Here is a 25952-nt window from a genome sequence, read left to right as displayed (position 1 = left end):
ACCCATACCGGACCGTGCGTTCGCGCGTCCTCTGCGATCCACGTTAGCGCACGAGATCTCCGGCGCGCCACACCACTTTCGTGAGCGGAACTCCGGGGCGGTAGGCCAAATGTGTGACGGACGGCGCGTCGAGCACGTGGACGTCGGCCCGCGCGCCGGGCCGCAGCACGCCGACGTCGTCGCGGCGCAACGCCCGCGCGCCGCCCGCCGTCGCGGCCCAGACGGCCTCTTCGATCGTCATGCGCATCTGCAGCACCGCCGTCGCGACGCAGAAGGCCATCGACGTCGTGTACGAGCTGCCCGGGTTGGCGTTGCTGGCCAGCGCGACCGTCGCGCCCGCGTCGAGCAGCCGTCGCGCCGGAGCCAGTGGTTGCCGGGTCGAGAGGTCGCACGCGGGTAGCAGCGTCGCGACGGTTTCGGACGCGGCCAGCGCCTCGACGTCGGCGTCGCTCAGGTACGTGCAGTGGTCGACGCTCGCCGCGCCCAGCTCGACCGCCAGCCGGACGCCGGGGCCCTCCCCGAGCTGGTTGCCGTGCACCCGCAGGCCCAGCCCGCGTTCCGCGGCGGCCTTGAGGACCCGCGCCGACTGGGCCTCGTCGAAGGCGCCCGTCTCGCAGAAGACGTCCGCCCAGCGCACGCTTTCCGCTACGGCGTCGAGCATCTCGCCGCACACGAGGTCCACATAGGACTCCGCGTCGGCGCCCGGCGGGACGAGGTGCGCGCCGAGGAAGGTGACCTCGTCGGCGACCTCGCCGGCGATCCGGGCGCTGCGCGCCTCGTCCGCGACGGTCAGTCCGTACCCGGTCTTGGTCTCCAGGCAGGTCGTCCCCTGCCGGGCCGCTTCGTCGACGTGCCGGCGCAGGTTCGCGGCCAGCTGCTCGTCGGACGCTTCCCGCGTCGCGCCGACGGTGATCGCGATTCCGCCCGCGGTGTACGGCTTTCCGGCCATCCGCGCCTCGAACTCGGCCGTGCGGTCGCCGGCGAAGACGAGGTGCGTGTGACTGTCGACCCAGCCCGGCAGCACCGCGCGGCCCTCGACGTCGACGTGCTCGTCGGCGTCCGGCGCCTGCGCGCTCGGGCCCACCCAGGCCACCTTCGTGCCGTCGAGCACGAGGGCCGCGTCGGTGAGGCGGCCCAGCTCGGGGTCGTTGGTCGTCAGCTCGCCGATCCCCGTGATCACGACAGCCACAGTGCCTCGATCTCCTTCGCCAGAACGGTTTCCGGTCGTTCGATCAGCTGGTGCGCCCCGTCGCGGACGACGTCGCGGCCCGCGACGACGACGTGCCGGACGTCGGCCCCGGACGCGGCGAACACCACCCCGGACGGCTCGATCCCGGCCGTCCGCACGGAGTCCAGCGCGACCGTCACGAAGTCGGCGCCCGCGCCTTCTTCGAGGCGCCCGACCTCGGGCCAGCCGACGGTCGTGTGGTCGGTTCCGGCGGCCAGGAGTTCCTCGGCGCTGAACCGGCCGCGTTCCTCGCTCGCCAGCCGGTCGTCGAGTTCGAGCGCGCGGGTCTCCTCGAAGGCGTCGACGACGGCGTTGCTGTCGCTGCCGACGCTCAGCCGCACGCCCGCGTCCCGCAGCGCGCGAGCCGGGCCGATGCCGTCGCCGAGGTCGCGTTCGGTGGTCGGGCAGAAGCACGCCCCCGCGCGAGCGGCGCCGAGCCGGTCGATGTCGGACGTCGTCAGGTGCGTGGCGTGCACGGCGACCAGGCGATCGGTCAGCACGCCGTGGTCGTCGAGGAGTTCCGCCGGGGTACGGCCGTAGGCGGCCAGGCACTGCTCGTTCTCGGCGCGCTGCTCGGAGAGGTGGATGTGGACCACTCGCGCACTGTCCACAAGCGACAACTGGTCGGCCGGAACCGCGCGTACGGAATGGATCGCCGCGCCGACGCGGAACAGGTCGTCCTCTTTCAGCGAGGCGACCCGTTCAGCCCACCGCGAAGCCGAGCCGTCGGAGAACCGCTGCTGAACCTCGTCCGGCGCGACGCCGATGCCCCCGGCGAGGTAGCACGTGTCGAGCAGGGTAAGCCGGATCCCGGCGTCCCGCGCGGCTTCCCGCAGCGCCTCCCCCATGGCGTTCGGCGACGCGTACGGCGTGCCACCGGGCGCGTGGTGCAGGTAGTGGAACTCGCCGACGCTCGTGTAGCCACCCAGGACCATCTCGGCGTAGACCCCGCGGGCCAGCCGGTAGTACGAGTCCGGATCGAGCCGCGACGCGAGCGCGTACATCCGCGCACGCCACGTCCAGAAGGTGCCGCGCTCGTGGTGTGTCCGGCCGCGCAACGCCCGGTGGAACGCGTGCGAGTGCCCGTTCGCGAACCCGGGCAAGGTCAGTCCATTCAGGACGGTTCCAGTGCGCGGCGAGTCCGGCGTGACGCCGGTGATCCGCCCGTCGGCGACGTCGATGCGCACCCCGCGCGCGATCCCGCCGGGCAGCCATGCCTGCTCGCACCAGTACGTCATCGCGTCAGCTGCTCCAGCGCGGTGGCCAGGGCCTGCGCGCCCGCCTCGACGTCGGCGGCCTCGGCGAACTCCTCCGGCGAGTGGCTGATGCCGGTCGGGTTGCGCACGTAGAGCATCCCGGCCGGGACGAACCCGGCGAGGATCGCCGCGTCGTGACCGGCGCCGGTCGGCAGCTCCGGCACGCCGCCGAGCCAGCCGCCGAGGTCCCGGCGCAGGGCGTCGTCGAACACGACGTCGCCGGAGTACGACTCGCGCGTCACCCGGACCTGGCAGCCCTCTTCCGCCGCCGCGGCCGACGCCGCGCGGCTGATCTCGGCGACCAGCCCCGGGGTGCCCTCGCCGGGCACCCGCGCGTCGAGCCACAGGTCCACTGTGGACGCGATGACGTTGGTGCCGCCGGGTGTCGGCACGAGCCGGCCGACGGTCGCACGCGCGTCCGGCACGCCCGAGGCCAGCCGGCGGACGGCGGTGACCGTCGCGGCGGCGGGCAGCATCGGGTCCGCGCGGTCGGCCAGCAGGGTCGCTCCGGCGTGGTTTCCCTGTCCCTCGAAGGAGAACCGCCACCGGCCGTGCGCGATCACGGTGCTGCCGACGGCCACCGGCGCGCCGAGGTCGATCAGCCCGCGCCCCTGCTCGACGTGCAGCTCGAGGAACCGCCCGATCCGGTCGAGCCGCTCTTCGTCCGGCCCCATCCGCGCCGGGTCGATCCCGGCCTTCTTGGCCGCTTCGGCGAACGTGACGCCGTCGGCGTCCCGCAGGCCACGCGCCTTGTCGGCGTCGATGGTGCCGGTGAGCAGCCGAGAGCCGAGGCACGGGACGCCGAACCGGCCGCCCTCCTCCTCGGCGAACACGACGACGGCGAGCGGTTTGCGCGGCCGGAAACCCTTGGCCCGCAAGGTTTCCACGGCGGAGAGGGCGCTCGCGACGCCGAGCGGGCCGTCGAACGCGCCGCCGCCGGGCACCGAGTCGAGGTGGCTGCCGGTGACGACGGCGTTGCGTCCCGGCGGCCCCCACCAGGCCCAGATGTTGCCGTTGCGGTCGGTCTCGACGTCCAGCTCGAGCCCCAGCGCGCGGTCGACGAACCACTCACGCAGGTCGTGCTCCGGCGCGTCGAAGGCGTGGCGGGAGTAACCGCCCCGCTTCGGGTCGCGTCCGACGTCGTCGATCTCGGCCAGGAAACCAGAAGCGGTCACGCATCCCCCTGCATCGGCACCCGCACGCCCCGCTCGTCGGCGACGTCGGCCGCGCGATCGTAACCGGCGTCGACGTGCCGGATGACGCCCATTCCCGGGTCGTTGGTGAGCACGCGCTCCAGCTTCTGCGCGGCCAGGGCCGTCCCGTCGGCCACGCTGACCTGGCCCGCGTGGATCGAGCGGCCCATGCCGACGCCGCCGCCGTGGTGGATCGACACCCAGCTGGCGCCCGACGACGTGTTGACCAGCGCGTTCAGCAGCGGCCAGTCGGCGATCGCGTCGGAGCCGTCGGCCATGCCCTCGGTCTCGCGGTACGGCGAGGCGACGCTGCCGGAGTCGAGGTGGTCACGGCCGATGACGACCGGGGCCTTCAGCTCGCCGCTGGCGACCATCTCGTTGAACCGCAGGCCGGCCAGGTGCCGCTCGCCGTACCCGAGCCAGCAGATCCGCGCCGGCAGGCCCTGGAACGCGACGCGCTCGCCGGCCAGCTTGATCCAGCGGGCCAGGGATTCGTTCTCCGGGAACAGTTCCAGCATCGCGCGGTCGGTCGCCGCGATGTCCTCGGGGTCACCGGACAGGGCCGCCCAGCGGAACGGGCCGTTGCCCTCGCAGAACAGCGGGCGGATGTAGGCGGGCACAAAACCGGGGAAGTCGAACGCGCGCTCGCAGCCGCCGAGCTTCGCCTCACCGCGCAGCGAGTTGCCGTAGTCGAAGACCTCCACACCCTTGTCCAGGAAGCCCAGCATGGCCTCGACGTGCTCGGCCATCGACTCGCGCGCGCGGTCGGTGAACTCGTCGGGCTTCTTGGCCGCGTAGTTGTGCCAGTCGGCGACGTCGACGCCCTTGGGCAGGTACGACAGCGGGTCGTGCGCGGACGTCTGGTCGGTGACGATGTCCACCTCGACACCGCGGCGCAGCAGCTCCGGCAGCACCTCGGCGGCGTTGCCGACGACACCCACCGACAGCGGCCGCTTCTCCCGCTTTGCCTTGGTGACGCGGGAAATCGCGTCGTCGAGGTCGTCGGCGACCTCGTCCAGGTAACGCGTCTCGACGCGGCGGTGCGCGCGCTGCGGGTCGCACTCGATGACCAGCGCGACGCCGTCGTTCATGGTGACCGCGAGGGGCTGCGCGCCACCCATGCCGCCGAGGCCGGCGGTCACCGTGAGCGTGCCCTTCAGGGACCCGCCGAACTTCTTCTTGGCGACAGCGGCGAACGTCTCGTAGGTGCCCTGGAGGATGCCCTGGGTGCCGATGTAGATCCACGAGCCGGCCGTCATCTGGCCGTACATCGTGAGGCCCTGCTGTTCCAGGCGGCGGAACTCGGGCCAGGTGGCCCAGTCGCCGACGAGGTTCGAGTTCGCGATGAGCACGCGCGGCGCCCACTCGTGCGTGCGGAACACGCCGACCGGCTTGCCGGACTGCACCAGGAGCGTCTCGTCGATGTCCAAAGTGGTCAGTTCGCGGGTGATCGCGTCGAAGCTGGCCCAGTTGCGGGCGGCCTTGCCGGTGCCGCCGTAGACGACCAGGTCTTCGGGCCGCTCGGCGACGTCGGGGTCGAGGTTGTTGTGGAACATCCGCAGCGCGGCTTCGGTCTGCCACGACTTCGCGGTCAGCTGGGTGCCGCGGGCGGCACGGACGACACGGGACGTGCTGGTCATCAGACCTCCAGGTAGGCGGTCGTGAGTGCGTAACAGTGTTCTAACACTGTTACGCACTCACGACCCGAGACGGGCGGCGTCGAGGACGGCGCCGGAGCGGACGAGTTCTTCGGCGGCCGCGATCTCGGGCGCCAGGTGCCGGTCGGGGCCGGGGCCCTCGACCTTGGTGCGGAGCAGGTCCCGGACGCGGCCGGTGACCGGCGACGGCTCGAGCGGCGCCCGGAAGTCGAGCGCCCGGGCGGCCGTCAGCAGCTCGATGGCGAGCACGGTCGTCAGGCCGTCGACGGCCTTGCGCAGCTTCCGCGCGGCCGACCAGCCCATGGAGACGTGGTCCTCCTGCATGGCGCTGCTCGGGATCGAGTCGACCGACGCCGGGACGGCGAGCCGCTTGAGCTCGCTGACGATCGCGGCCTGCGTGTACTGGGCGATCATGTGCCCGGAGTCGACGCCGGGATCGTACGCGAGGAACGGCGGCAGGCCGTGCGAGCGGGCCTTGTCGAGCATCCGGTCGGTGCGGCGCTCGGCGATGCTGGCCAGGTCGGCGATCGGGATGGCGAGGAAGTCCAGCACGTACGCCACGGGCGCGCCGTGGAAGTTGCCGTTGGACTCGACGCGGCCGTCCGCCAGCACGACGGGATTGTCCACAGCGGACGCGAGCTCCCGCTCGGCGACGAGCTCGGCGTGCGTGAGGCTGTCGCGCGCGGCGCCGTGGACCTGCGGGGCGCAACGCAGCGAATACGCGTCCTGGACGCGGTTGCAGTCCGGGCCACGGTGGCTCTCGACGATCTTCGAGCCCTGCAGCGCGTGCCACATCCGCGCGGCGCTCAACGCCTGGCCGGGGTGCGGGCGCAGCGCCTGCAGTTCGGCGGCGAACGCGCGGTCGGTGCCCAGCAGCGCCTCGACGCTCATCGCGGCGGTGAGGTCGGCGATGTCGAAGAGCCGGTGCAGGTCGGCGGCGGCGAGCAGGAGCATGCCGAGCATGCCGTCGGTGCCGTTGGTGAGGGCCAGGCCCTCCTTCTCGGCGAGCACGACCGGCTCGATCCCGGCGTGCTTGAGCGCCTCGCCGGCCGGCACGACCGCACCGCGGTACTCGACGTCGCCCTCCCCCATCAGCGCCAGCGCGACGGCGGCCAGGGGCGCGAGGTCGCCGGAGCACCCGAGGGAACCGTACTCGTGGACGATCGGCGTGATCCCGGCGTTGAGCAGGGCCGCAAGCGTTTGCGCGGTGCCCGGGCGGACGCCGGTGTAGCCGCTGGCGAGGGTCCGCAGCCGCAGCAGCATCAGCCCGCGGACGACCTCGGTCTCGACGGCCGGCCCGGCACCGGCGGCGTGCGAGCGGATCAGGCTGCGCTGCAGCGCGGTCCGGCTCTCGACCGGGATGTGGCGGGTGGCCAGCGCGCCGAAGCCGGTCGAGACGCCGTAGGTGGGCGTGACGGCGTGGGCGAGGTCCTCGATGTGCTGGCGGGTCGCGGCGAGGTTCTTCTCGGCCGCGTCCGTGAGCCCGACCGGCGCGTGGCCGCGGACGACGTCGACGACCTGGGCGGCGGTCATGGGTTCCGCACCCAGGAGCACTTTTTCCGGCATGGGCCCATTGGACAGCGTCTTTCCCGCTGGTGGGATGCCCCACGGGGTGGTTCCGTCTGGGATCCCAGACAGTAGGCTTGGAGCATGGGCGAGAGCAGCGAAGTTCCGGCGCTGCGGCGCGGGCTGGCGGTGCTGCGGCTGCTGGCGACGCGCCCCGGCCCGGTCACGGCGTCGGCGATCGCCCGCGAGGCCGGCCTCCCCCGCTCGACGACCTACCACCTGCTCAACGAGCTGGAGGCCGCCGGTTTTGTCGTGCACCTGCCCGCGGAACGCCGGTACGGCCTGGGCATCGCGGCGTTCGAGCTGGGCTCGGCGTACCTGCGTCACGACCCCCTGGAACGGCTCGCCGGGCCATTGCTGCGCAAGCTCGTCGACCGCGCCGGGCACACCGCGCACCTCGGCGTCCTGCACGGCAACGAGTCGCTGTACCTGATCAAGGAGCGCCCGGCCCGCCCGGAGACGCTGGTGACGGAGGTCGGCGTCCGCCTGCCGGCCCAGCTGACGGCGTCCGGCCGCGCGATCCTCCGGCACCTGCCCGCCCCGCACGTCCGCGCGCTGTTCCCGTCGGCCTCGACGTTCGTCCGCCGCACCGGCCGCGGCCCGGCCACCCTGGCCGAACTGCGCCGCACGCTCACCGCGGAACGCCGCCTGGGCTGGTCGATCGAAGACGGCCACGTCACGGCGGGTTTCGCCTCGGTGGCCAGCCCGGTCTTCGACCACGGCGCCCGCCCGCTGGCCGCGATCAGCGTGACGTTGCGGCACCACTGCACGACAGAGCCGTGCGAAGAGACGTGGCCGGACCTGGCGGCGGAGGTAGCGGCAACGGCAGCGGAGCTGACCACCCGCATCGGCGGCCACCCGGGTTAGCCGTCGAGCGATCCGGCAGCGTCCCGGATGCCGGCGCCCATCGCCAGCATCAGCTCCGGAGCCCGGACTGCTCGCGCGTCGTTGGCCAGCCTGCTTAGCACGTCGTCGTCCTCGACGATCCGGAGCAGCACCTGCACTCCTTCGTCGTCGAGCAGCCCGGGCAACTGCGAGCCCAGGAGCCAGGCGCCCGCGAGCTCGTGATCGAAACCGAATCGCCCGAGCAGGTCCACGTACTCGTCGTACAGAAGATCGAAGTACGTCCCCGATGAGTACCAGGAGATCATCGTGGCGAGGTCGATCGCGTCGCGAGTGGTGAGAACACGGCGATCCCACCAGGTCAGCAGCTTGAGCAAGGCCAGCGCGGGCACCGCGGGAACCCGGACGGTGAGCCCGCCGGGCAGGAGAACGGACTCAGCTGACGCCACCGCCTCGCGCATGCCGCGGACGTTCATCCGATGGTCGTCGGGCCAGAGGATGGTGCGGTCCGGCTGTTCGATGCCGCCGTAGGGCAGCACGTCGACTTCGATCCCGCCGACGAGGAACGAATGCTCGCTGCGGCCGTGCTTTTCGAGCTTGCCGGCGAGCCGTCGGAAATCGTCCCAGCTGCTGACCTCGGCGGCGATGTCGACGTCCCGGGTGGCCCGCTCGGGTGACCGTCCGATCAACCCCAGCGACAGGATCGTGCGCGCCGTCGCGCCGACCACCAGGTAGTCCACTCCGGCCGCTTGGGCCGCGGCGTCCACCTGGGTCAGCGCCCGGGTGGCCAGCAGGATTTCAGGATCGGCCGAGGCGGATAAGTCGATCGTCACTGGTTCGGATCCGGTCTCCGTGTTCGCGCTGGCGGGGATCTCCCGAAGCCAGCAGGTCGGCGTAGATCAGTGGGGATGGCACCGTCCAAGCATCGGGTTCGGGTCCGTGCCAGAACCGTTCCCGGATGTGGACGTTGCCCCGGTCCTCGGCCCGGACCAGGCGGTGCCGGCCGATGAACCGGGCGGGGAGCTGTTCGGCGTAAAGCGTGAGGGAGGCGGGCCGCAGGTGCGGGTCGATGAGGCCGGCCCCGGCCTCTCCCCCCACCTGGATCCCCAGCGAACGCATCTCGGATTCCGAGTCCGGCCACCACGAGAGGTCGTCCACGGAGAACTCACCAAGAGCGAGCGCGGCGTGCAGGTTGATCGAATATGCCTCCGACCAGTGGTCGAGCAACTCGCCGCCGCGGGCCAGCCGGCGGCCTTCCGCCCCTGCGTAGAGGTAACCGGCCCCGGTGAGCTCGTCGATCACCGCCTTGACGGTTCCCAACGAGGCTCCGCTCGCTCCGGCCAGCACCCGGTACGGCTGGGCCGCCATGTCCGGCCAGCTGAGGATGACGAACACCACCCGCAGACCCGCCCGGCCGAAAGCACCGGCCCCGCTCGGCGAAGTTCGCGAACGCGGGACCGCCGGATTGCGACGTCCCCGGACATCGACGAGGACGTCGTCCCAGGCGAGGTGGGCGTTGCCCGCGGTGTCCACGTAGTCGATCCCCAAGGCACGCAGCCGCTCGGCGACCGGTTCGCTGATGTAGGTCGTGACCAGCAACGCCGGGAACCGCGTGGACAGGTTGAGGCTGGTGGCCAGCTCAGGCGTCAGTCGAGGCTTGATCTCGACCCCGTAGGTCCGGGTGGCCCCCGACCCCGCCGTGAGCCGCAGCACGGCGTCGACCCGGTGCCTCTCCGCGGGTTCGGCGTGTTCCACGGCGAGCACCTCACCGCGGAGCCCGAGCTCGCCCAGCCGCTCGACTGCCACACCCGCCAAGCTTTTCGCGTTCAACGAGCGAGCATGTTCATTTGAATTGAACATGCTCTTATTCTGAACACTCTTCCTCTTCTCCGCAACCCGCCGGGCTGACCTCCACCCGGCGGCGTCCCGGCTGGTGCGATCGGGGCAACTGTCACCGAACGCCTCGATTCCGCTCCGCTCGGTGATTACCGTGGTTGCGCAAGAGGACACCGGTCGTGGGGGCACGAGGGGAACCGGCGATGGACGACGGCGTGGCATCGTGGCAGCCGGGGCACCGATGGTGACCCGGGTGGGCTTCGGCGCGGTCCTGGCCGTCGCCGAGTTCCGGGCGATGTGGGCCGCCGAGCTGCTGTCCATCTGCGGTGACCAGCTCGCCCGCGTCGCGCTCGCCGTGCTGGTGTTCCAGCGGACCGACTCGGCCGCGCTGACCGGCCTGACCTACGCGCTCACCTACGTCCCGTCGCTGCTCGGCGGGGTGCTGCTGGCCGGCGCGGGCGACCGGTGGCCGCGTCGCGACGTGATGATCGTGTCCGACCTGGCGCGGGCCGCGCTGGTCGCCGTCATCGCGATCCCCGGCGTTCCGCTGTGGGTGCTGTGCGTGCTGGTCGCGGTGATGACCGCGCTCGGCGGGCCGTTCAAGGCGGCGCAGCAGGCGCTGCTGCCGTCGGTCCTCGAAGGCGAGCGCTACCTCGTCGGGATGGCCCTGCGGAACGTCACGATCCAGGGCGCCCAGCTGGCCGGGTTCGCCGGCGGCGGGCTGCTGATCGCGGCTCTCGCCCCGACGGCCGCCCTGGCCCTGGACGCCGTGACGTTCCTGCTGTCGGCCGCGCTGCTGGCCTCCGGCGTGCGACGGCGGCCGGCCGTGGCCGCGACGACGACGTCCGGTGGCCGCGCCTGGCTGGCGTCGACGACGGCCGGCGCCCGGCTGATCTGGCACGATCCGGCGCTGCGGACGCTGGTCGCGCTCAACTGGCTGGCCGGCTTCTACATCGTCCCGGAGGCGCTGGCCGCGCCGTACGCGGCGGGCATCGGCGCGGGCGCGACGCTCGTCGGGCTGATCATGGCCGCGGACCCGGCGGGCAGCGTGCTCGGCGGGTTCGTCTTCGGCAAGTGGATCCCGGAAGCGACGCAGGTCCGCGTGCTCGGCTGGCTGGGGATCGCGGCCGGGCTGCCGCTGATCGTGTTCGTCGTCCGGCCGGGGCTCGTGCCGGCGGTGGTGCTGCTGGCCGCGTCCGGGCTACTGGCGACCGGCTACAACATCCAGGGCACGGTCTCGTTCATGCGGCGGGTGCCGGACGAGCACCGCGCGCAGTGCGCCGGTGTGAACTCCGCGGGCCTGATCACCGTGCAAGGGGTGGGCGCGGCGGCCGCCGGTGTGCTGGCCGACGTGCTGAGCCCGGCGCACACCATCGCGGTGGCCGGCGCGGCGGGGGCCGCCGTGGCCGTGCCGATCGCGCGAGCGTGGCGCCGGGTCAGACTGCTGGACTCGGAGGGAGAGCGATGACATCAGTTGTCGCGACCGCACATGGCGCGCCTCCTTTCGCCGGCTCGACCCGTACCGCCTGCGTTACCGGGCGGACACCATGAGTATGCGGAGCGGCGGTGGAGCATCGCGCGTTGTGCCACGCTTTCGTGACGTCTTCGTCTCGCCACGGCGCTGGGCGCTGTGGCGGCAAGGCCCACGCGTAGTCACGTACTGCCTGGTCAGCGAGGTACTGGCGGTGGTGCTGACGCTGAAGCCGTCGCCCGTCGAAGTCGATCGCCGCACGCTGGCGATCCTCGGGGTCCTGCTGGCGCTCGGCGTCCTGCAGTCGGAGACGGGCCGCCGGGTCGAGCGCATCCGCCGCCGCGTCTCGGGCACGCCGCACATCAACATGACGTCGGTCTGGACGTTCGCCGGAGTGCTGCTGTTGCCGCCGCTGCTGCTCGCGGTGCTGGTCGGCGGCTTGTACCTGCACCTGGCGCTGCGCAGCTGGTACCGCCTGCAGCGCGTCCCGGCGTCCCGGACGATAAGCAACGCCGCGATCATCCTGCTGTCCTGCTACGCGGCACAAGGCGTGCTCCGCCTGGCCGGCCTCGACGACGTCCGCTCGGCGATGAGCCACCCGTGGCCGGGCACCTTCGCCGTGGCCGCGGCAGGCGTGACGTTCTTCGTGGTCAACGCGCTGCTGGTGCTCCCGGCGCGCCGGGAGATCGGCCGGACCCCGGAGGCCTTGTTCGGCACGTGGGCCGACAACGGCCTGGAGGTGGCCACGCTGTGCCTGGGCGCGTTGAACGCGGTGGTGGTCGCGATGCTGCCGGGCCTGGTGGTCCTGGTCCTGCCCCCGCTGCTGTTGCTGCACCGCACCGTCCTGGTGAGACAGCTGGAGGTGGCGGCCCACCGGGACGACAAGACGGGCCTGTACAACACGAGCGGCTGGCACGCCCAGGCCGAGCGCACGCTGGCCGGCGCGGCCCGCCAGCGCGGCACGTTCGGCCTGTTGATGCTGGACCTGGACCACTTCAAGCAGGTCAACGACACGTACGGCCACCTGGCCGGTGACGCGGTGCTCAAAGCGGTGGCCGAAGCGATCATCGCGGCGGTGCGAGGCCGCGGCGACGCGGTGGGCCGCTTCGGCGGCGAGGAGTTCGTCGTGCTGCTGCCCGGGATAGCCCACCCGGACATCAGCGCGGTGGCCGAGCGAATCCGCCGCGCGATCAGCGCACTGACAGTCCCGGTGGGCAAGCTGCGGGTGACGGGCCTGTCGGTATCGATAGGCATAGCCGCGTACCCCACAGCGGGAACGGCGTTACAACGACTCCTGGACGCCGCGGACACCGCTCTCTACCACGCGAAAGCCACGGGCAGGAACAAGGTGGTCCACGTAGCGGACCTGGTCTAGCGGGAAGTTATGAGGCGCGGACGAATCGGCGCCGCCCGGAAGAGGCATCAAGCCCCAACATGGCGAGCAGTTCGGCACACTCGGTGACGTCCGAGGAGTGCCCGGCAACGGTGATGACGGCTTTGTCGTTCTGCTCGGCAAGCCGTTCGGCTTCCTCAGCCCGGATAACACCCATCCGGCTGTCTTCGTCGTTGGCGGTGGAGCTGCCATTGGATCGGGCCCAGGTCATCTGGCACCTACTTCCGGCACGGGCATCCCCGGCCGAGACTCGACCGGAACCCACAACCTTCGTCGACCTACAGCATGACACCCCGAGTGAAATCACCCACAAGGAGGTCCCCCACAGCACCCACAGTAAACGCTCCAACACGACAACCTGAGCCCCGACACACCCACAAGAACGGCCCCTCACACCCCCACCAGAACCACAGGCAAACACCCACACACCCAGCGCAACCACCGCCGACGACAAGACAGCTCACTACACGCCAAGCACGCCAGAAAGCACACCAAGCAGCCGAGCCAGGCCGATGCTCCAAGACCCCTGGCGCAGCCGACGGGTGCTCCAAGACCGCCGACGCAGCCTCACCGACGACATGTCCGAGACGATGTACGAAGCCGAGGGCATCGGCCTCGACCAGCGGGTGTTCGTCTACGACTGCCAAACGGGCATTCCAAGACCCAGCGCAGCAGGCCAAGCACTCCAAGATTCCCGACGCAGCCAGATAGGTGTTCCAAGACTCCCAGCGCAGCTAGACAGGTGTTCCAGGCCTCCCAGCGAAGCCAGACGGGAGCTCCAAGACCTCCAGCGAAGCCAGACGGGACGTCCAAGACCCCCAGCGAAGCCAGACGGGAGCTCCAAGACTCCCAGCACAGCCAGACGGAACGTCCAAGACTCCTGGGACCACCAGACAGGCGCACCAACACACCCGGGCCAGCCGCGGCGGCAGGGGCAAGGGGCGGCAGCCCCAGGGGGGTCCAGGGGGCGGAGCCCCATGGCGGGGGTCTGGGGGTCCGACCCCCAGAGACAATGGACGAAACCGAAGAGAAGGCCCAAGCTCCGAAGGAGCGAGGGCCTTCTCGAAGGTGGAGGTGCCGGGAATTGAACCCGGGTCCTCTGGCGTATCGACAGGACTTCTCCGTGCGCAGTCCGCTTCGTCTCTACTCGGCCCCTTCAATCACGCGAACAAGCTGAAGTGACGGGCCCAGCCACTGTTTGCTTCACGGCAGGTCCCCGTGGCCGGGACTGCCGCTGAGCCTCCTAGCTGATGCCGGTACCCGGGTCGGAGGCACACCCGGGCCGACAGAGACGCACTCGCTCAGGCGGCGAGGGCGTACTCGCGCTGATTGGAATCGGCGCTTATTCGATTGCGATGACGCTTACGGTGGTCTCTCGCCTGCACCGGCACGCTTCTCCTGGCTCAACGTCCAAAGTCGAAACCGTTCACCCCCTTGATGGGACACAACCCGTACAGCATAACGCGTGGCGCCAGCCCTTTAGTCCAGGGCGGGGTAGGGCCAGCCCTACCGGCGGGATGCCCGCGCGCACCATGTCGGCCGGCGGCCCGGCGAACGATGCTTGGGGGCATCGTGGGACTGAAGGGAGCCAGGTCATGGCTAGCGAGAGGCGGGATCCGCCGTTCGGCGGTTCGGTGGTTTTCCTGCTGATGAACCTGCCGTTGGGGGTGGCGGCGTTCACGGTCTTGACGTCGTTGACGGCGGCCGGGCTGGCGACGGTCGTCGTGTGGGTAGGAGTTCCGCTGCTGGCGTTGCTGGTGCTGGGGGTGCGGGGCGCGGCGCGGATGGAGCGGGCGCGGGTCTACGCGTTGCTGGACCGGTACATCGATCTGCCGTACCTGCCGTTGCCGGCGGGGAAGCAGAGCCTGCGCTGGAAGGCGCGGCTGAAGGATCTGTCGACGTGGCGGGACCTGCTGTACTTCTTCGTGTTGTTCCCGCTCGGGCTGATCGAGTTCACGCTGGTGACGGCGTTCTGGTCGACGAGCCTGGCGCTGGCGGGGCTGCCGATCTACTTCCGGTGGCTGCCGGGTGGGGCGTACTACTTCCCGTCGGACGACCTGCGGTGGCTGACCGTGGACTCGACGGTGGAGGCGCTACCGTGGGCAGCGCTGGGGGTGCTGTTCATCGCGCTGTCCGTGGCGCTGACGAAGGCGCTGGCGGGGACGCACGCCCGGCTCGCGAACGCGCTGCTCGGCCCGACCGTGGCCCAGCGCCGTCGGATGGAGCGCTGGTGGGAAGAAGCCGAAGAGAAGCACCTGGTGGCGGGATGACGCCGGAGCAACGCCAGCTCGAGCACCCGCGGCCGCACCCGGCTCGCACGATCGGGTACATGCTCCTGAGCTTCGTCTTCCGGCTCCTGCAGTTCGTGCTGATCGTCACGGGGATCTCGGTGGGGGTCGGCACGGCGGTGGTGTGGGTCGGGTTCCCGATCCTGCTGGCGACGACGAGCTTCATCCGCTGGTCGGCGGATCGGGAGCGCGGCTGGGCCGGGCGGATGCTGCGGGTGCCGTTGCCGCCGGTGGAGCGGCGGGCCTACGACGGCGAGCCGGTGCTGCGGCGGTGGCTGATCCGGCTGAGCGACCCGACGACGTGGCGGGACCTGGCGTACCTGATGGCGGCGTTCCCGCTGGCGTGCGTGGAGTTCGCGATCGCCATCGCGTCGATCGTGCTGCTGCCGATGGCGATCTGGGTGACGCCGTGGCTGGGCTGGCTGCACGGGGAGCTGGCGATCGCGTTGCTGGGCCCGAACCGCACGAAGCGGCTGGAGCAGAAGGCCGAGCGGCTGCAGGCTTCACGGGCCCGGGGTGTCGACGCGGCCGAGGCGGAGCGCCGCCGCATCGAGCGTGACCTGCACGACGGCGCGCAGCAGCGGCTGGTGGCCGTCGCGATGAGCCTGGGCCGCGCGAAGTCGAAGTTCGACCACGATCCTGAAGGCGTCCGCGAGCTGATCGACGAGGCGCACGCGGACGCGAAGCTCGCGGTGTCGGAGCTGCGTGACCTGGCCCGCGGGATCTACCCGGCGGTGCTGGGCGACCGCGGCCTGGACGCGGCGCTGTCGGCGCAGGCGGCGAAGTCGCCGATCCCGGTGGACGTCACGGTGAACGTGGAGCCGCGGCCGCCGGCGGCGGTGGAGACGACGGCGTACTTCATCGTCGGCGAGACGCTGACGAACATCGCGAAGCACTCCGGCGCGAAGGAGGCCGAGGTGAAGGTGTGGCGCGACGACGCGCACGTCGTCGTCGAGATCACCGACAACGGCCACGGCGGCGCCGAGATGCGGCCCGGCGGCGGCTTGGCCGGTCTGGCCGACCGCGCCGCGACGATCGACGGCGTGATCACCGTCGTCAGCCCGGTCGGCGGGCCGACCGTGATCCGGGCTGACCTCCCCTGTGAATGGTGAATAGGCTGGGCCCCGATCATCGGAGAACCTGGGGGCCGGATGCGGGTAGTGATCGCCGAGGACGCCGTGCTGCTGCGGGCCGGGGTCACCCGCCTGCTCGCCGACGAGGGCATCGAGACGGTGGCGGCCGTCGACAACGGGGACGAGCTGCTGGGCGCGGTCCTGGAACACCGTCCTGACCTGGCGATAGTCGACGTCCGGATGCCTCCGACGTTCACCGACGAGGGCCTGCGCGCCGCCCTCGCGGCCCGCAAGGAGGTGCCGGGCCTCCCGGTGCTGGTGCTCTCGCAGTACGTCGAGGAGTCGTACGCGGTCGAGCTGCTCTCGGGCGGCGCCGGCGGCGTCGGCTACCTGCTGAAGGAGCGCGTGGCGGACGTCGCGGACTTCCTGGACGCGGTCCGCCGGGTGGCGAACGGCGGCACGGCGATCGACCCGGACGTCATCGCCCAGCTGATGGCCCGCGGCCGCCGCAACCCGCTGGACGCCCTGACCGCGCGCGAGTCCGAGGTGCTCGGTCTGATGGCCCAGGGCCTGTCGAACACGGCGATCGCGAACTCGCTCGTGGTCTCGCACGGCGCGGTGGAGAAGCACATCGGCAACATCTTCTCGAAACTCGGTCTGGAGGCGAGCGCGGAGGAACACCGTCGCGTTCGTGCTGTCCTCACCTATCTCGGCCGTTGAGTGGACGTTCAGTGACCAAAAGTCCCGTAAGGTGGACGCTGGGTCACCCGTTCTGACGGCGGCGTCCTCGAGTCCCCTCACCTACCATGAGCGGACCCGCCGACGAGAGGAGTGCGCGGATGTCCGACGAAACCCGCTGCGTCCGCTTCTTCGGCGGTCCGCTCGACGGCCGGGTCCAGGAGCTCGGGGAAACCGAGCCCGTGCCCGGCGCCGTCATCAAGCACATCCACCTCCACGACGGCCCGAAGATCGAGACGCGCTACGAGCTCGGCCTCACCGAGGACGGCTGGGAGTACCGGGTCGCCGCGTCGTCGCGCAGTGAGGCCGAACCCGACGGCATCCGGGAGTCCTGAGCCGTCCGGCGGTAGGGACAACCCCCGCTCCGGCTGGGGGTGAACAGGACCCCGAAGAGGGCGGTCAGCACCGCTGTTCCAGCAGGTCGAAGCGGCCAAGCTCTACTGCATGCAGACAAGCCAGGGGGTCGCACGAGGCGGCCGGGACAGGTTTCTCGACGTCGTCCGGGCGGGGGCCATCCTCGCCGTCATCGCCCAGCACTGGGTCATGCCGGTGCTCTCCTACTCCGGCGGGCAGCTCGCCACCGGCAACGCGCTGGCGACGCCGGGCTGGTGGGTCGTCACCTGGCTGTCGCAGGTGATGCCGCTGGTCTTCTTCGCCGGGGGCGCCGCCAACCTCATCTCGCTGCGCCGCGCGGACTCCCCGCGCCAGTGGCTCGCCGCGCGGATCCGGCGCCTGATGGTGCCGGTGCTGCCACTGCTGGCCGTCTGGCTGGTCGTGCCGGACTTCCTGCGCGGCCTGGGCATCCCGCCGCAGCCGTTGCAGGTCGCCAGCGCGATCGCCGCGCAGCTGCTGTGGTTCCTCGCGGTGTACGTCCTGGTCGTGCTGCTCACGCCGGTGATGGTCGCCGCGCACCGCCGCTGGGGCCTCAAGGTGCCGCTGGTGATGGCGGTGGCGGGCGTGCTCGTCGACGTCGCGCGCTTCAACGACCTCGGCTACATCGGTTACGCCAACGCGATCTTCGTCTGGGTCGCGGTGCACCAGCTCGGCTTCCACTACGTCGAAGGCCGGCTCGGTTCGCTGACCCGCCGCGGCGCGCTGACGCTGTCCGCCGCCGGCTTCGGCGTCACCGCGCTGATGGTCGCGTTCGGCCCGTACCCGGCCAGCATGATCGGCATGCCGGGTGCGCCGGTGTCGAACATGAGCCCGCCGACCGTGCTGCTCGCGTTCCTCGCCGTCGGCCAGATCGGCCTGCTGCTCGCCTTCCGCCCGCAGCTCAACGCGCTCGCCGAGCGGCCGGGCGTCGGCACCGCGCTCAGCTGGCTCGGTGCGCGGTTCATGACCGTCTACCTTTGGCACATGCCGGCGCTGATCGTGGTGGCGGGCGTGACGGTGTACGGCCTCGGCTACGAAACCCCGGCGCCGGGCACGGTGCTCTGGCTGGTCATGGCGCCCGCGTGGTTCGCGGTGTGCGGCATGGTGCTGCTGGGCCTGCTGCGGCTGTTCGCCCACTTCGAGACCCAGCGCGACACGGTCGCGGTGACGGCGAAGCTGCCGCAGCTGATCGTCGCCGGGCTGATGGTGTCGGGTGGCCTGCTCGGCCTCGCCGCCCACGGTTTCGCGCCGCTGTCGGACGGCATCGTGCACGGCCCGGTGCCGTGGGTGCTGCTCGCGACGGCCGGCTTCCTCTTGGCGGGCAAGCACATCCCGGCGACAGACCTGGGCACCCGCCTGCTGGGCCGCGCGGTCGCCGTCAGCGAACAGGCGACCATCAGGCGCTGAGGCCAAAGCCGTGAAGGCCTCCTTACCGGCTCTTATGGCCGGGAAGGAGGCCTTCACGGCTTTCAGGCGTTGAGCAGGCGCAGCGGGGTGTCGTGGAGGACGGCCCGCAGGAACGGCTCCCCCAGGCGATCGTCGGCCGCCCAGCCGGCGATCGCCTGCAGCTGGGTCGCGTAGGAGTACGGGATGTTCGGGAAGTCGGTGCCCAGCACCACGCGGTCGGCGACGTCCGCCAGCCGCGACGTCCAGTCCGCCGGCAGCGGCGACATCGCCTGGGCGAACGGCACGCCGACCATCGTGGTGTCCAGGTGCACCCGCGGGTACTTGGCGAGCAGCTCGAACGCGGCGCCGAACTCCGGCATCGCCGCGTGCGCGAGCACCGCCGTCAGCCGCGGGTGCCGGGCCAAGACCTCTTCGAAGACCTGCAACCCGGTGAAGTCGCCACGCAACGGACCGTGTCCACAGTGGACGACCACCGGCACGCCCGCGTCGGCCAGCGCGCCCCACACCGGCGTCAGGTGCTCGTCACGCGGGTCGTACGCGCCGACCTGGACGTGCGCCTTGAACACCTGCGCACCCGCCCGCAGCGCACCGTCCACAGCGGACCCCGCGCCCGGCTCCGGGTAGAACGTGCCGGTCGGCACCGCGTCCGGCACCCGCGACGCGAACTCGAGCGCCCACTCCGTCAGCCACTGCGCCATCCCCGGCTTGTGCGGGTAGACCAGCGGCGCGAACCGCTGGACCCCCAGCGTCTTCAGGGTGGCGATCCGGTCCTGCTCGTCGGTGCGGTAGTGCACCGGCCACTCGGTGCCGTAGTGCGTCGTGGCCCGGTCGAAGTACGCCCAGACCTTGTCCATCACCGGTTTCGGCAGGAAGTGGACGTGCAGGTCGACCAGGCCCGGCAGGCCGAGCGACGCCGTCCAGCGGGCGACGTCGGCGTCGTCGGCGGGCCCGGCCGTCACTCCGTGAACCGGCCCTTCAGCGCGCGGCCCATGGCCTTGCTGATGTCCCGTTCCGCGTCGCGCTTGGCGAGTGTTTGCCGCTTGTCGTAGGCCTTCTTGCCCTTCGCGAGGGCGATCTCGACCTTGACCTTGCCGTCCTTGAAGTACATCGACAGCGGCACCAGCGAGAGCCCGCTCTCCTTGGTCTTGCCGATGAGCTTCTCGATCTCGCGGCGGTGCAGCAGCAGCTTCCGGGTGCGTCGCGGCGTGTGGTTGGTCCACGTGCCCTGCGTGTACTCCGGGATGTGCACGTTGCGCAGCCAGACCTCGCCGTCGTCGACGGTCGCGAACGCGTCGGCCAGCGACGCCTTGCCCTCGCGCAGGCTCTTGACCTCGGTCCCGACGAGCACGAGACCGCACTCGTAGGTGTCGAGGATGGAGTAATCGTGCCGAGCCTTGCGGTTCGACACGATCACCTTCTGGCCAAGTTCCTTGGGCATACGACCACTCTACGTGATGACCTGGGCAACAAGCAGCTGCCTTTTTCGGACGGACGCGCTAGTGCCGGACGTACAGGCGCAGCGTCACGTAACCGGTGAGAGCGGAGATCAGCACGGACACCCCGAGCAGGATCGGCGCGACCGGGAACAGCAGTTCCAGCATGGTGATCTTCGGGAACACGTCGCCGGTGAACACCGAGTCCAGGAAGCCGGCCTTGGTGATGATCAGCATGATGATCCCGAGGATCGCGCCGACCGCGCCGGCGACCACCGCCTCCAGGAGGAACGGCAGCTGCGTGTACCACCGCGTCGCGCCGACGAGCCGCATGATGCCGACCTCCGTGCGCCGCGTGAACGCGGACACCTGGATCGTGTTGGCGATCAGCAGCAGGGCGGCGATGGCCATGATGAGCGCCGCGCCGAAGGCCATGTTCCGGACGCCGTTGAAGGCGTTGAACACGCGGTCGAGGAACTTCTTCTGGTCGTCGACCTTCCGCACGCCCGGTTTGGTGCTGTAGGCCTGCACGATCGACTCGCTGCGGTCCGGGTCCTTCAGCTTCACGTGCAGCGAAGCGGGCAGCGAAGCGGGGCCGGTGAGGGCGACCAGCTCGGGCTGGCTCTCGAAGATCTTCCTGAACCGGTCGTAGGCCTGGTCGCGGTTCTCGAACACGACCGACTCGACGCCGTCGTTGCCCTGCAGGTCCGAGCGCAGCGACTCGCACAGCGACTGGGTGCAGTTCTTGTCGTTCGCGCTGATGTCGTCGGTGAGGTAGACCGAAACCTCGACGTCGGCGAGGAAGTTGGACTTCATCTTGTCGATCGTCCGCACGGCCAGCAGGCCGCCGCCGAGCATGGCGAGCGACACGGCCGTGGTCAGCATCATCGCGATGGTCATCGTGATGTTCCGGCGCAGGCCGGTGATTACCTCACTGAAGACGAAACTGGCGCGCATGTCGGGTGCAGGTCCTTGGGGTCGGGGGCGTGCGGGGGTGGGCGGTCAGCGGCCGATGCCGTAGACGCCGCGGGCGTCGTCGCGGACCACCCGGCCGAGCTGCAGCTCGACGACGCGGCGGCGCATGGAGTCGACGATGCCGTGGTCGTGGGTCGCCATCAGGACGGTCGTGCCGGTGCGGTTGATCCGCTCCAGCAGCAGCATGATGTCCTGGCTGGTGTCGGGGTCCAGGTTCCCGGTCGGTTCGTCGGCGAGCAGCACCAGCGGCCGGTTCACGAACGCGCGAGCGATCGCCACGCGCTGTTGCTCACCACCGGAGAGCTCGTTGGGCAGCCGGTCCGCCTTGCCGTCGAGGCCGACGAGCTCCAGCACCTCGGGGACGACCTTCTTGATGGTCGGGCCGGGCTTGCCGATGACCTCGAGGGCGAACGCGACGTTCTCGGCGACGGTCTTGTTGGCCAGCAGGCGGAAGTCCTGGAACACGCAGCCGATGGTCTGCCGCAGGCGGGGAACCCGGCGGCGGGCCAGCTTGGCGACGTCGAAGTTGGACACCACCACGCGACCCTTGCTCGGCGTCTCTTCGCGCAGCAGCAGCCGGAGGAAGGTCGACTTCCCCGATCCCGAGGGACCGATCAGGAAGACGAACTCACCCTTTTCGATGTCGACGGACACCCGCTCGAGCGCGGGCCGCGTCGAGGTCTTGTAGACCTTGGAAACCTCTTCGAGCCGGATCACGATTCGGCATACTACCCACCGGTCTCGTGAAGCCCCGGTTGCCCGGGCCACCCGGGTGGAGCAAGGGGCGTTTGCGCACGGTGAGCGGTCACGCGAACACCCCTTGCACCGTTAAACGGCCGCGGACTGCTTCCGCCAGCGGATGCCGGCGTCGAGGAACCCGTCGATCTCGCCGTCGAGCACCGCGGACGGGTTGCCGACCTCGAACTCGGTCCGCAGGTCCTTGACCATCTGGTACGGGTGCAGCACGTAGGAGCGCATCTGGTTGCCCCAGCTGGAGCCGCCGTCCTTGAGCGCGTCCATCTCGGCGCGCTCTTCTTCCTTCTTGCGCAGCATCAGCCGGGCCTGGAGGACCTTGAGCGCAGCGGCCTTGTTCTGCAGCTGCGACTTCTCGTTCTGGCAGGAGACGACGATGCCGGTCGGCAGGTGCGTGATGCGCACCGCGGAGTCGGTCGTGTTGACGCTCTGGCCGCCGGGGCCGGACGAGCGGTAGACGTCGACGCGGATGTCCTTCTCCGCGATGTCGACGTGGTCGACCTCTTCGACCTCGGGCAGCACCTCGACGTGCGCGAACGACGTCTGGCGGCGGCCCTGGTTGTCGAACGGCGAGATCCGGACGAGCCGGTGGGTGCCCTGCTCGACCGAGAGGGTGCCGTAGACGTAGGGGGCGGTCACCGTGAACGTCGCCGACTTGATGCCCGCCTCTTCGGCGTAGGAGATGTCGTAGACGTTGGTCGGGTAGCCGTGGCGCTCGGCCCAGCGCATGTACATCCGGAGCAGCATCTCGGCGAAGTCCGCGGCGTCGACGCCGCCGGCCTCGGAGCGGATGGTGACGACGGCGTTGCGGTCGTCGTACTCGCCGGAGAGCAGGGTGCGGACCTCGAGGCCGTCGATGGCCTTGCCCAGCTCGGTCAGCTCGCCCTCGGCCTCGCCCATGCTGCCGGCGTCACCCTCGTCGCCGGCGAGCTCGTACAGCACGCCCAGGTCGTCGAGCCGCTGGCGCAGGTCGTTGACCCGCCGCAGCTCGCTCTGCCGGTGGGAGAGCTGGCTGGTCACCTTCTGCGCCGCTTCGGGGTCGTCCCAGAGGTTGGGGCTCGAAGCCTGCTGCTCCAGGTCGGCCACCTGCGCGCGCAACGCGTCGAGGTCCATCACCGACTCGATCTGCGTCAGCTTGCCGGTCAGGTCCTTCAATGCCGCGTCGAACTCATCACTCACGTTTGTCGAGGTTACGGCAAAACCCACGACCGGTCGCGAGCACCGGTCGTGGGCGGGGTCAACCTCAGGCCGACGGGATGGCGTCGAGCAGCTTCAGGGCGGCCTTGGCCTGAGCCTGAGCGAACTCGGCGACGGCCTTTTCGTAGGGCCCTTCGGCCGACTTCGTGGCCGTCTTCGCGTCGTCGAGCTGCTGGCCGTAGCTGGTGCGCGCCGACTCGAGCAGCGACCCGCGCTGCTTGGCCGTCAACGAACCGGCGTGCACGAGCCGCAGGATCAGCGGGCTGCGCAGGTGGTCGGGACCGGCCTCGGACGTCAGCCAGGTCTTGAAGGCCTTCTTGCCGGCGGCGGTGATCAGGTACTGCTGACTGGAGCGCGGGCCCTGCTTGCCGAGCCGGACGAGACCTTCCTTGGACAGCGCCGGGAGCTCCCGGTACACCTGGCTGCGGGTGACGCTGAAGAAGGCACCGAAGCGCTCACCGGCGCCCGCGACGAGCTGCCCGCCGGTGGCGGGACCGTCGTGGAGCAGACCGAGCAGGGCGGCGGCTGTTGCATTCAATTCGGACACGCCCTCTACATTCCCACTTATCGTCGCCTGTGTCCACAGTGGTCAGCGGATCTGTCCATTGTGGCTAGTGAGATCCCCTCGTTCGGCCCAATCCGCTCTGGTCCACAGTGGACCCCGGACACGCAGCGCTACCACGGTGACCACGCATTGGTCCGACCAGCCGCATCCGGACGGTGGTGACAACCACCAGGCAGGTGAGTTCGCCGGGCGGCCGTCCCCGCTTGGCCCACAGTGGACACGCACCGCAACCATCGGGAACGAGAGCCCGGCTGGCGGAATTCGTAGCGATTCGACAGTTTCACGGAAAAGTCGGCGGCGAAAGTCGTACGAACATGACAAAAAGAGGCGCGTTCCCGGTTTCCCGAGAACGCGCCTCCTGGTGGTAGCGGGGACAGGATTTGAACCTGCGACCTCTGGGTTATGAGCCCAGCGAGCTACCGAGCTGCTCCACCCCGCGCCGTTGTGGTACTTGAGAAAGATTACACGGTGCGTTCAAGGCGTTCACAGGGGGGTCCCAAAACTCGCTGACCAGGCGTTATGCCAGCCCGAGCCAGCCGCGAGCGCCGCCGAGGACGATCTCCAGGCCGTCCTCGAACCGCGCGTCGACGTCGGTGAGCACCGAGCCGCCGGGCGCGCCCCGGTAGCGCTCGTCCAGCTGGCCGGGCGTCGGGTAGACGGCCTGCTCTTCGATGGTGAACCCGACGACGAAGCTGTAGACGGTGAAGAGCACCTGGTCCGCCCGCCGCGCGTCCAGCCCGGCGTCGATGCTCCGGCGGAACGCGTGCTCGCCGACCAGGCTCAGGTCGCCGAGGTAGGTCCCGGCGAAGACCTTCCCGCCGTCGCGGTAGGCCAGCATCATCCGGCGCGCCGCCCGGGCGCGGTAGGCGACGGTCTCCCACTCCCCCAGCGGCTCCGGCGGCTCCCGTTCGGCGTCGGCGTACATCTGCGTCGCCATCTCGTCGAGCAGCTCCTGCTTGTTCTTCAGGTGCCAGTAGAGCGCCGGCGCCTTGACGCCGAGCTCGGTGGCGATGAGCCGCAGCGTGAGGCCGTTCAGGCCGACCTCGTTGAGCAGCCTGAGCCCGGCACGGGCGATGTCCCGCCTGGTCAGGGCCATGTCCACGATCTCCTCAGCGTCCGAACTTGACAGCTTAACGATGTTAAGGGCATCCTCGGGGCACGTCAATTTAACGTTGTTAAGGGGATCTCATGGACGAGCTGACGGCGGCGGTGGTCGTCGCCGGGGCGGGGCCGACCGGGCTGATGCTGGCGAACGAGCTGGCACTGGCCGGAGTGGACGTCGTGGTGCTGGAGCGCCTGGCGGAGCGGACGGGGCTGTCGAAGGCCCTGAACCTCCAGCCGCGCACCGCGGAGGTGCTGGACCTGCGCGGCCTGCTGGGCCGGGCGGAGCGGCGGTCGTTCGCGACGGTGGGCGAAGGCCACTTCGCGATGATCCCGGTGAGCTACGCCGGCTGGGACACGCGCCACCCGTACCAGCTGGGCATCCCCCAGGCCCAAGTGGAGGCGGCCCTGGAGGAGCGGCTGGCCGAGCAGGGCGTGAAGGTCCTCAGAGGCCAGGAGCTGAAGGAGTTCACCCAGGACGAAGAGGCCGTCACGGTCACCACCACCACGACGAGAATCCGAGCGTCCTACCTGGTGGGCTGCGACGGCGGCCGAAGCGCGGTCCGCAAAGCGCTGAACCTACCGTTCGAAGGGATCGACGGCCGCGGCCACGGAGTGGTGGCGGACGTCCGGTTCGCGGCCACCCCACCGGGAGCCCAGAGCGAGTGGCGGTCGATGCGCAACATCGTCACCACGGACGGCATCGGCAAGTACACGGGCCTGATCCCGCTGTCAGAACCGAACCTGTACCGCCTGGCCTACGGAGACCGCCTGAACCGCCCGGCGAACCTCCGAGCGGAGGTAACGGACGAAGAAGTCCGCGACGTGATCACCAAGACGTACGGCGCGGAGACGAAGGTCGAAGAGATCCGCTGGGCATCCCGCTTCGGAGACGACTCGAGACTGGCCGCAAGGTACCGGGTAGGCCGAGTACTACTGGCAGGCGACGCAGCCCACACGCACTTCCCAGCAGGAGGCCAGGGCCTCAACCTGGGCATCCAGGACGCCATGAACCTGGGCTGGAAACTGGCAGCACAACTAAAAGGCACGGGCCACAAAGACCTACTGGACACCTACGAACAAGAACGCCGCCCAGTAGCAGAGGCGGTAGTACAAAACGTAGCGGCCCAGTCAGCCCTGATCCCCTCAACCCCAGAACTTCTGGCGCTACGAAAGCTCTTCCGAGCAATGTCCGAACTCCCCCAAGCCCAACATTACTTGTCAGGCCTGATATCAGGCCTGAGCATCACCTACAAAGCCCCCCAGAACGCCCACCCGGCAACAGGAACCCGCCTACCAGACTTCAAAACCAAGACAGGCAACGCAAGCGACTGGTTCCACAAGGGAAAGTTCGTCCTACTGACAACAACCGAAACAGAAAGCCCCCACTCAGACGTCAAAGTGGCCGCAGTGGACAAACTCCCTTGGCCAGACGTAACAAGGGCCCTGATCCGCCCAGACGGCTACGTAGCAAACACAACGGGAGAAACAGAGCCGTGGCTGACCTGACAGCCTGACCACCCGAAGGGGGGTCCAGGGGCGGCGAAGCCCCCCTGGCGGGGGTCTGGGGGTTCGACCCCCAGGGGAAATGCGAAGGAGGCCCGGT

The 25952-nt window shown here is 70.3% G+C and carries 24 protein-coding genes, 1 tRNA gene and 1 other RNA gene; 9 read left to right on the top strand and 17 right to left on the bottom strand.

Going from position 1 to position 25952, the window contains the following annotated elements; translation table 11 throughout:
- Nucleotides 1-43: 43 nt before the first annotated feature.
- Genes hutI through hutH form a run of 5 tightly spaced genes read right to left on the bottom strand, consistent with a single transcriptional unit; the run spans nucleotide 44 to nucleotide 6901 of the window.
- Nucleotides 44-1189, bottom strand: coding sequence for an imidazolonepropionase (gene hutI, locus OHS58_RS43880; protein ID WP_328646192.1), 1146 nt, complete (start codon nucleotides 1187-1189; stop codon nucleotides 44-46).
- Nucleotides 1177-2466, bottom strand: coding sequence for a formimidoylglutamate deiminase (locus OHS58_RS43875; RefSeq protein ID WP_328646191.1), 1290 nt, complete (start codon nucleotides 2464-2466; stop codon nucleotides 1177-1179). The genes hutI and OHS58_RS43875 overlap by 13 nt, the downstream gene beginning before the upstream one ends.
- Nucleotides 2463-3659, bottom strand: a complete 1197-nt coding sequence (locus OHS58_RS43870; protein WP_326946463.1) for an allantoate amidohydrolase — start codon at nucleotides 3657-3659, stop codon at nucleotides 2463-2465. The genes OHS58_RS43875 and OHS58_RS43870 overlap by 4 nt, the downstream gene beginning before the upstream one ends.
- Nucleotides 3656-5317, bottom strand: a complete 1662-nt coding sequence (gene hutU, locus OHS58_RS43865) for a urocanate hydratase (protein WP_328646190.1) — start codon at nucleotides 5315-5317, stop codon at nucleotides 3656-3658. The genes OHS58_RS43870 and hutU overlap by 4 nt, the downstream gene beginning before the upstream one ends.
- 57 nt (nucleotides 5318-5374) lie before the next feature.
- A complete protein-coding gene (gene hutH, locus OHS58_RS43860) occupies nucleotides 5375-6901 on the bottom strand; it encodes a histidine ammonia-lyase (protein ID WP_326946461.1) in 1527 nt (508 codons plus the stop codon).
- An 84-nt stretch (nucleotides 6902-6985) separates the two neighbouring features.
- Here hutH and OHS58_RS43855 point away from each other — a divergent pair, with 84 nt between their 5' ends.
- Complete coding sequence (locus OHS58_RS43855; RefSeq protein ID WP_328646189.1) at nucleotides 6986-7768, top strand: IclR family transcriptional regulator; 783 nt, start codon at nucleotides 6986-6988, stop codon at nucleotides 7766-7768.
- On the opposite strand, the gene OHS58_RS43850 is transcribed toward OHS58_RS43855, so the two are convergent.
- Nucleotides 7765-8577, bottom strand: a complete 813-nt coding sequence (locus OHS58_RS43850) for a nucleotidyl transferase AbiEii/AbiGii toxin family protein (RefSeq protein ID WP_328646188.1) — start codon at nucleotides 8575-8577, stop codon at nucleotides 7765-7767. The two genes, OHS58_RS43855 and OHS58_RS43850, sit on opposite strands and share 4 nt — an antisense overlap.
- Nucleotides 8543-9550 carry a type IV toxin-antitoxin system AbiEi family antitoxin gene (locus tag OHS58_RS43845; protein WP_328646187.1) on the bottom strand — a complete coding sequence of 336 codons (1008 nt, stop codon included), beginning with the start codon at nucleotides 9548-9550 and terminating at the stop codon, nucleotides 8543-8545. The genes OHS58_RS43850 and OHS58_RS43845 overlap by 35 nt, the downstream gene beginning before the upstream one ends.
- 271 nt (nucleotides 9551-9821) lie before the next feature.
- Here OHS58_RS43845 and OHS58_RS43840 point away from each other — a divergent pair, with 271 nt between their 5' ends.
- Nucleotides 9822-11048 carry an MFS transporter gene (locus OHS58_RS43840; protein ID WP_328649953.1) on the top strand — a complete coding sequence of 409 codons (1227 nt, stop codon included), beginning with the start codon at nucleotides 9822-9824 and terminating at the stop codon, nucleotides 11046-11048.
- An 85-nt stretch (nucleotides 11049-11133) separates the two neighbouring features.
- Nucleotides 11134-12426 (top strand): GGDEF domain-containing protein, encoded by a 1293-nt coding sequence (locus OHS58_RS43835; RefSeq protein ID WP_328649952.1) that lies wholly within the window; start codon nucleotides 11134-11136, stop codon nucleotides 12424-12426.
- 7 nt (nucleotides 12427-12433) lie between these two features.
- On the opposite strand, the gene OHS58_RS43830 is transcribed toward OHS58_RS43835, so the two are convergent.
- Entirely contained in the window at nucleotides 12434-12655 is a 222-nt protein-coding gene (locus OHS58_RS43830; RefSeq protein WP_247061315.1) for a hypothetical protein, read from the bottom strand.
- 855 nt (nucleotides 12656-13510) lie between these two features.
- Nucleotides 13511-13878, bottom strand: a transfer-messenger RNA (tmRNA) gene (gene ssrA / locus OHS58_RS43820).
- Between the two features lie 161 nt (nucleotides 13879-14039).
- Here ssrA and OHS58_RS43815 point away from each other — a divergent pair.
- The 5 genes from OHS58_RS43815 to OHS58_RS43795 all read left to right on the top strand — a co-directional run bounded on the left by OHS58_RS43815 (nucleotide 14040) and on the right by OHS58_RS43795 (nucleotide 18322).
- Nucleotides 14040-14714 carry a sensor domain-containing protein gene (locus OHS58_RS43815; RefSeq protein ID WP_328646186.1) on the top strand — a complete coding sequence of 225 codons (675 nt, stop codon included), beginning with the start codon at nucleotides 14040-14042 and terminating at the stop codon, nucleotides 14712-14714.
- A complete protein-coding gene (locus tag OHS58_RS43810; protein ID WP_247061289.1) occupies nucleotides 14711-15844 on the top strand; it encodes a sensor histidine kinase in 1134 nt (377 codons plus the stop codon). Before OHS58_RS43815 ends, OHS58_RS43810 begins: the two co-directional genes overlap by 4 nt.
- Nucleotides 15845-15883: 39 nt before the next feature.
- Nucleotides 15884-16525 (top strand): response regulator transcription factor, encoded by a 642-nt coding sequence (locus OHS58_RS43805; RefSeq protein ID WP_247061287.1) that lies wholly within the window; start codon nucleotides 15884-15886, stop codon nucleotides 16523-16525.
- 119 nt (nucleotides 16526-16644) lie between these two features.
- Entirely contained in the window at nucleotides 16645-16878 is a 234-nt protein-coding gene (locus tag OHS58_RS43800; protein ID WP_247061285.1) for a hypothetical protein, read from the top strand.
- A gap of 109 nt (nucleotides 16879-16987) precedes the next feature.
- Nucleotides 16988-18322, top strand: coding sequence for an acyltransferase family protein (locus OHS58_RS43795; protein WP_326955747.1), 1335 nt, complete (start codon nucleotides 16988-16990; stop codon nucleotides 18320-18322).
- Between the two features lie 62 nt (nucleotides 18323-18384).
- On the opposite strand, the gene OHS58_RS43790 is transcribed toward OHS58_RS43795, so the two are convergent.
- The 8 genes from OHS58_RS43790 to OHS58_RS43755 form a co-directional block, all read right to left on the bottom strand.
- Nucleotides 18385-19281 (bottom strand): amidohydrolase family protein, encoded by an 897-nt coding sequence (locus OHS58_RS43790; protein WP_247061281.1) that lies wholly within the window; start codon nucleotides 19279-19281, stop codon nucleotides 18385-18387.
- Nucleotides 19278-19760, bottom strand: coding sequence for an SsrA-binding protein SmpB (smpB, locus tag OHS58_RS43785; RefSeq protein ID WP_247061279.1), 483 nt, complete (start codon nucleotides 19758-19760; stop codon nucleotides 19278-19280). Before smpB ends, OHS58_RS43790 begins: the two co-directional genes overlap by 4 nt.
- A gap of 58 nt (nucleotides 19761-19818) precedes the next feature.
- Entirely contained in the window at nucleotides 19819-20712 is an 894-nt protein-coding gene (ftsX, locus tag OHS58_RS43780; protein WP_326946456.1) for a permease-like cell division protein FtsX, read from the bottom strand.
- 45 nt (nucleotides 20713-20757) lie between these two features.
- The gene (gene ftsE, locus OHS58_RS43775) at nucleotides 20758-21447 is read right to left on the bottom strand and encodes a cell division ATP-binding protein FtsE (protein WP_247061275.1); all 690 of its coding nucleotides are present in this window, start codon (nucleotides 21445-21447) and stop codon (nucleotides 20758-20760) included.
- 111 nt (nucleotides 21448-21558) lie between these two features.
- Nucleotides 21559-22662, bottom strand: coding sequence for a peptide chain release factor 2 (gene prfB, locus OHS58_RS43770; RefSeq protein WP_247061274.1), 1104 nt, complete (start codon nucleotides 22660-22662; stop codon nucleotides 21559-21561).
- Nucleotides 22663-22726: 64 nt separating this feature from the next.
- Complete coding sequence (locus OHS58_RS43765) at nucleotides 22727-23227, bottom strand: PadR family transcriptional regulator (protein WP_247061271.1); 501 nt, start codon at nucleotides 23225-23227, stop codon at nucleotides 22727-22729.
- 380 nt (nucleotides 23228-23607) lie between these two features.
- Nucleotides 23608-23684, bottom strand: a tRNA-Met gene (locus OHS58_RS43760).
- Nucleotides 23685-23762: 78 nt separating this feature from the next.
- Entirely contained in the window at nucleotides 23763-24341 is a 579-nt protein-coding gene (locus tag OHS58_RS43755) for a TetR/AcrR family transcriptional regulator C-terminal domain-containing protein (RefSeq protein ID WP_328646185.1), read from the bottom strand.
- A 92-nt stretch (nucleotides 24342-24433) separates the two neighbouring features.
- Here OHS58_RS43755 and OHS58_RS43750 point away from each other — a divergent pair, with 92 nt between their 5' ends.
- A complete protein-coding gene (locus OHS58_RS43750; protein ID WP_328646184.1) occupies nucleotides 24434-25855 on the top strand; it encodes an FAD-dependent monooxygenase in 1422 nt (473 codons plus the stop codon).
- Nucleotides 25856-25952: the final 97 nt, after the last annotated feature.

The organism is Amycolatopsis sp. NBC_00348 (assembly GCF_036114655.1).
In the GTDB taxonomy this organism is placed as follows: Bacteria; Actinomycetota; Actinomycetes; order Mycobacteriales; family Pseudonocardiaceae; genus Amycolatopsis.
This window is presented reverse-complemented; position numbering and strand designations above follow the sequence as displayed.

Coding starts and splice junctions, on each gene's coding strand:
- OHS58_RS43875 (WP_328646191.1), bottom strand. CDS start 2,466: ATGACGTACTGGTGCGAGCAGGCATGGCTGCCCGGCGGGATCGCGCGC.
- hutU (WP_328646190.1), bottom strand. CDS start 5,317: ATGACCAGCACGTCCCGTGTCGTCCGTGCCGCCCGCGGCACCCAGCTG.
- hutH (WP_326946461.1), bottom strand. CDS start 6,901: ATGCCGGAAAAAGTGCTCCTGGGTGCGGAACCCATGACCGCCGCCCAG.
- OHS58_RS43855 (WP_328646189.1), top strand. CDS start 6,986: ATGGGCGAGAGCAGCGAAGTTCCGGCGCTGCGGCGCGGGCTGGCGGTG.
- OHS58_RS43840 (WP_328649953.1), top strand. CDS start 9,822: ATGGTGACCCGGGTGGGCTTCGGCGCGGTCCTGGCCGTCGCCGAGTTC.
- OHS58_RS43835 (WP_328649952.1), top strand. CDS start 11,134: ATGCGGAGCGGCGGTGGAGCATCGCGCGTTGTGCCACGCTTTCGTGAC.
- OHS58_RS43830 (WP_247061315.1), bottom strand. CDS start 12,655: ATGACCTGGGCCCGATCCAATGGCAGCTCCACCGCCAACGACGAAGAC.
- OHS58_RS43815 (WP_328646186.1), top strand. CDS start 14,040: ATGGCTAGCGAGAGGCGGGATCCGCCGTTCGGCGGTTCGGTGGTTTTC.
- OHS58_RS43810 (WP_247061289.1), top strand. CDS start 14,711: ATGACGCCGGAGCAACGCCAGCTCGAGCACCCGCGGCCGCACCCGGCT.
- OHS58_RS43805 (WP_247061287.1), top strand. CDS start 15,884: ATGCGGGTAGTGATCGCCGAGGACGCCGTGCTGCTGCGGGCCGGGGTC.
- OHS58_RS43800 (WP_247061285.1), top strand. CDS start 16,645: ATGTCCGACGAAACCCGCTGCGTCCGCTTCTTCGGCGGTCCGCTCGAC.
- OHS58_RS43795 (WP_326955747.1), top strand. CDS start 16,988: ATGCAGACAAGCCAGGGGGTCGCACGAGGCGGCCGGGACAGGTTTCTC.
- smpB (WP_247061279.1), bottom strand. CDS start 19,760: ATGCCCAAGGAACTTGGCCAGAAGGTGATCGTGTCGAACCGCAAGGCT.
- ftsX (WP_326946456.1), bottom strand. CDS start 20,712: ATGCGCGCCAGTTTCGTCTTCAGTGAGGTAATCACCGGCCTGCGCCGG.
- OHS58_RS43755 (WP_328646185.1), bottom strand. CDS start 24,341: ATGGCCCTGACCAGGCGGGACATCGCCCGTGCCGGGCTCAGGCTGCTC.
- OHS58_RS43750 (WP_328646184.1), top strand. CDS start 24,434: ATGGACGAGCTGACGGCGGCGGTGGTCGTCGCCGGGGCGGGGCCGACC.